The 4177-nt window shown below is 34.3% G+C and carries 5 protein-coding genes; all 5 read right to left on the bottom strand.

Going from position 1 to position 4177, the window contains the following annotated elements; translation table 11 throughout:
• A partial coding sequence (locus tag L6Q46_RS10805; RefSeq protein WP_291284309.1) for a toprim domain-containing protein occupies positions 1-1583 on the bottom strand: 1583 nt, incomplete at its 3' end.
• A 125-nt stretch (positions 1584-1708) separates the two neighbouring features.
• On the bottom strand, positions 1709-2284 hold the full coding sequence (locus L6Q46_RS10800) for a hypothetical protein (protein ID WP_291284308.1): 576 nt from the start codon (positions 2282-2284) through the stop codon (positions 1709-1711).
• Between the two features lie 21 nt (positions 2285-2305).
• On the bottom strand, positions 2306-2977 hold the full coding sequence (locus L6Q46_RS10795) for a TIGR02117 family protein (RefSeq protein ID WP_291284307.1): 672 nt from the start codon (positions 2975-2977) through the stop codon (positions 2306-2308).
• A gap of 6 nt (positions 2978-2983) precedes the next feature.
• Entirely contained in the window at positions 2984-3649 is a 666-nt protein-coding gene (locus tag L6Q46_RS10790) for a hypothetical protein (protein WP_291284306.1), read from the bottom strand.
• Positions 3650-3754: 105 nt separating this feature from the next.
• A partial coding sequence (locus tag L6Q46_RS10785) for a DUF933 domain-containing protein (RefSeq protein WP_291284305.1) occupies positions 3755-4177 on the bottom strand: 423 nt, incomplete at its 5' end.

Here is a 4177-nt window from a genome sequence, read left to right as displayed (position 1 = left end):
GTTTCCTTTTTGTTTCGCACACGGAATAATGGTGTTTGTAAAATGTACAAGTGTCCGTCTTTGATTAACTCAGGAAAAAACTGCAAGAAAAACGTAATCAACAACAAGCGAATGTGCATCCCATCCACGTCGGCATCGGTTGCGATTACGATGTTGTTGTAACGCAAATCTTCCATTGATTCTTCAATATCTAATGCGGCTTGCAATAAGTTGAATTCTTCGTTTTCGTACACGATTTTTTTCGTCATTCCATACGAATTCAATGGCTTTCCACGTAAACTGAAAACCGCTTGTGTATTCACATCACGACTTTTGGTAATCGAACCTGAAGCCGAATCTCCCTCGGTAATAAAAAGCGTACTTTCTAAACTTCTTGGATTTTTAGCATCGGTTAAATGCACACGGCAATCGCGTAATTTTTTATTGTGCAAACTTGCTTTTTTAGCACGTTCTTTGGCTAATTTACGAATTCCAGAAAGCTCTTTACGTTCGCGCTCAGCTTGTAAAATCTTACGCAATAAAGCATCGGCAACTTCTGGATTTTTATGTAAGAAGTTATCTAAATTCGTTTTGATAAAATCATTTACGAACGTACGAACTGATGGACCATTGGGACCGATATCGGTAGAACCTAATTTCGTTTTCGTTTGTGATTCGAATACTGGTTCTTCAACCTTAACCGAAACCGCAGACACAATCGATTTACGAATATCGGAAGCTTCGAAAGGTTTGTTGTAAAATTCTTTGATAGTTTTCACAATCGCCTCACGGAAAGCACCTAAATGCGTTCCACCTTGCGTAGTATTTTGTCCGTTTACGAACGAATGGTATTCTTCTGAATATTGAGATTTACTGTGTGTGATAGCCACTTCGATATCGTCTCCTTCCAAGTGAATGATTGGATACACCATATCTTCAGCCGAAATATTTTCTTCCAATAAATCTTTTAATCCGTAATCTGAAACGTATTTTTCACCATTGTAATAAATCGTTAAACCACGATTTAAATAACAATAGTTTTTGAGCATTTTGATGATGTACTCGTTTCGGTATTTGTAATTTTTGAAAATCGTATCATCAGCCACGAAAGAAACTTTGGTTCCTTTACGTTTTGTAGTTTCTTGAATATCTTCTTCCAGCGTTAGATTTCCTGCTGAGAATTCGGCTGCTTTTTGTTGGTTATCACGAACTGATTCTACTCGGAAATAATTCGACAGCGCATTTACGGCTTTTGTTCCGACACCATTTAAACCTACGGATTTTTTGAAGGCTTTGGAATCGTATTTTCCTCCTGTGTTCATTTTGGAAACTACATCAACCACTTTTCCTAATGGAATGCCTCGACCATAATCGCGAACGGTTACCAATTTATCTTTGATAGTGACTTCAATGGTTTTTCCGGCACCCATAACGAATTCATCGATACAGTTGTCCATAACTTCCTTTAACAGAATGTAAATACCATCATCAGGCGATGAACCGTCACCTAATTTTCCGATATACATACCCGGACGCATACGAATGTGCTCTTTCCAATCGAGCGAACGTATATTGTCTTCGGTATATTGATTTTGCTCTAACATAGACAGATTTTGGATTTTGTGCAATATAGCATTTATCTCCAAAGTTGAGAAGCGAAAAACCGATAAGTTATTGACAAAATATGGTTAAGAAGATAGAAAAAAAGAGGAAAGAAGAAAGAAGAAAATTAATCCAATTTTAGAGTTTTATATCTTTGTAGCATTTCAGAATAATCTTTGTTTGGATAGACCTCTAGAACTTTTATTTTCCTTGTAGAAATTATCTTTACATGTTTTTCAAAAGTCACTTCTTCACAGATATTTGCCCGAGCAAAACCAAAATTTTTCCATTCATTATTCTTAAAAGTAAAATATTGAATCTTTCCCCAACAACCTATGTACCAATGTGGAAAAACAGCAAACTCACAAAATCCATCTTTATTAATATCACCTAAATTCTCAATTCCAGCACCAATTGCATTGTATATTACAATTTGCTTGTCTGTGAACGAAAACTTAAACGTAACTTCGCAAGCATTATTTACACAATCTCCGTCATAATCCTCTGTTGCATTTATCATTTGAGGATAAATTCGGAATATTGTATCAGGAATTTTATCCGAATTCAAATCTCCAATTAAAAGCGTATCAACATCTTTAATTGTATCTGTAACTTTAAGATTGTTGAATTTGATATTATTAACTAAATCTTTTTTAGTCCCAAAAAATGTCACCGCAATTAGAGCAAATAAAAATAATTTCATTTTGTAAAAATAATCAATCTGTTATTCATAATGCCTAAAAATTCCACTATCAGAAATTGTCCAAAGAGCAGCTTTTTGATTGGCTGCTTTTAAGGCTTGGTTTGCCCAAGAATTACAAGTGTAAAACAACGAATAACTTCCATTGGCTTCGTAAAAAACATCGTGTTTTCCGTAAACGGCATCGGTTTCTATTTTTAGGAATTCGTCTGTTTTGGTTTGGAAAGATTCGTTAATAAATGCAATCATTTTTTTGTAATTCTCTAACGAAATTTGAATCTTTTTGCAAGATTTGTTCTCTTTCAAACTTTTATAAAACGTCACATGCATAGCCGACGAACTTAATCCTGTAGCCGCTTTTACTGCTGTACTTGCTTTTAAATCTGCCCAAGTTGGTGTTTCTAAATAAAAACCTTTGTCGCCCCAACCTAAAGCTACATATTGATACGTAGTGTCTTTTGATTTAGTATGGTCGAATTTGAGTTGGGAAGTCCAATCGTAATATTCATTTTTAATTGGTAAAACAATATCCGTGTGAACGCCGTTTGTTAGAATGTAGATGGGAATTTCTTTCCTACTTTTAACCAAATCATCATTTACAGGAATATACGAAAGTAATGTTACAACTATCAAATATGTTACCAATGATAGAACGAAAATCGCAATATATTTCAGCAGTTTTTTAATGATTTTCATAACTCTTTACTTCATTAAATAGAATGTTTCATACTCAAATCCTTCTTTACGAAGTAATTTTCTAAAATCGGCACGAGATGGCGTTAGAAGCACGTGAATCGTATCATTTTCTTTTATTTCAGCTACAAATGGAATTTTAAGTTCAGATTTTAATTTAGTAAAATCTTTTTTGGTTCCAAGTTGAATGTGTTTTGCTCCAATAGTGGACAATTTCAAAATACTGGTTTGGTATTTTCCATCAACTTCTTTATTTAAAACCAATGAAGATTTATATTGTTTAGCGATTTCGTTTTCTGCAAAAGAGAAAATAGTATCCAAACGCTCTATTTCAAACGCAATTGTATCGCCTTTAATGAATGTTTTATAACTTTTATTTTCGGATTTATCGTAAACCTGATTGTTGCGCAATTCAAATTCTGGAATGGAATCTAATTCTGATTTTAAAGCGGTTAAAGTTTCTATTTCTAGAATGTAAGCGCATTTTGGTTCCACTACCAAACGATGTGAATAATCCATTGTATACGTTCGAACAAACTTCTTTGGAAATGCTGTTATCTCATCCACATTTGTGGGTTGGGCTTCAGAAAAATAAATAAAACTATTGCTCAATCCTTGATCTTTACAGGAAACCATAGCCAAAGCAAATGCGGCTAGAATAAGATATTTTTTCATGGTAGTTTGTTTTGTTTGCCAATGCAAATGTTGTGCCACAAAAAAACCGCTGAATGGCTTCAACGGTTTCTTATATTATTGAGATTGCTTCGTTCCTCACAATGACTAAACATTAAAACGGAAATGCATCACATCACCATCTTTTACGATGTATTCTTTTCCTTCAACTCTTAATTTTCCAGCTTCTTTTACTTTTGCTTCTGAACCAAAGTTTGAGAAGTCTTCGAATGCAATAACTTCTGCACGAATGAATCCTTTTTCGAAATCAGTATGGATAACTCCAGCTGCTTTTGGTGCTGTATCTCCGATATTGATTGTCCAAGCGCGAACTTCTTTAACACCAGCTGTAAAATACGTTTGTAATTTTAATAATTTATATGCCGCACGAATCAACACTGCCGAACCTGGTTCTGTTAATCCCATATCTTCTAAGAAAACTTGACGTTCTTCGTAGCTTTCTAATTCAGTAATATCCGCTTCTGCTCCTACTGAAAGAATGATTACTTCTGCATTTTCATCTTTAACTAA

The sequence above is a fragment of the Flavobacterium sp. genome (assembly GCF_023151265.1).
Lineage (GTDB): Bacteria > Bacteroidota > Bacteroidia > Flavobacteriales > Flavobacteriaceae > Flavobacterium.
The sequence above is the reverse complement of the archived record's forward strand: the minus strand, read 5'-3'. Positions and strand labels throughout refer to the sequence as shown.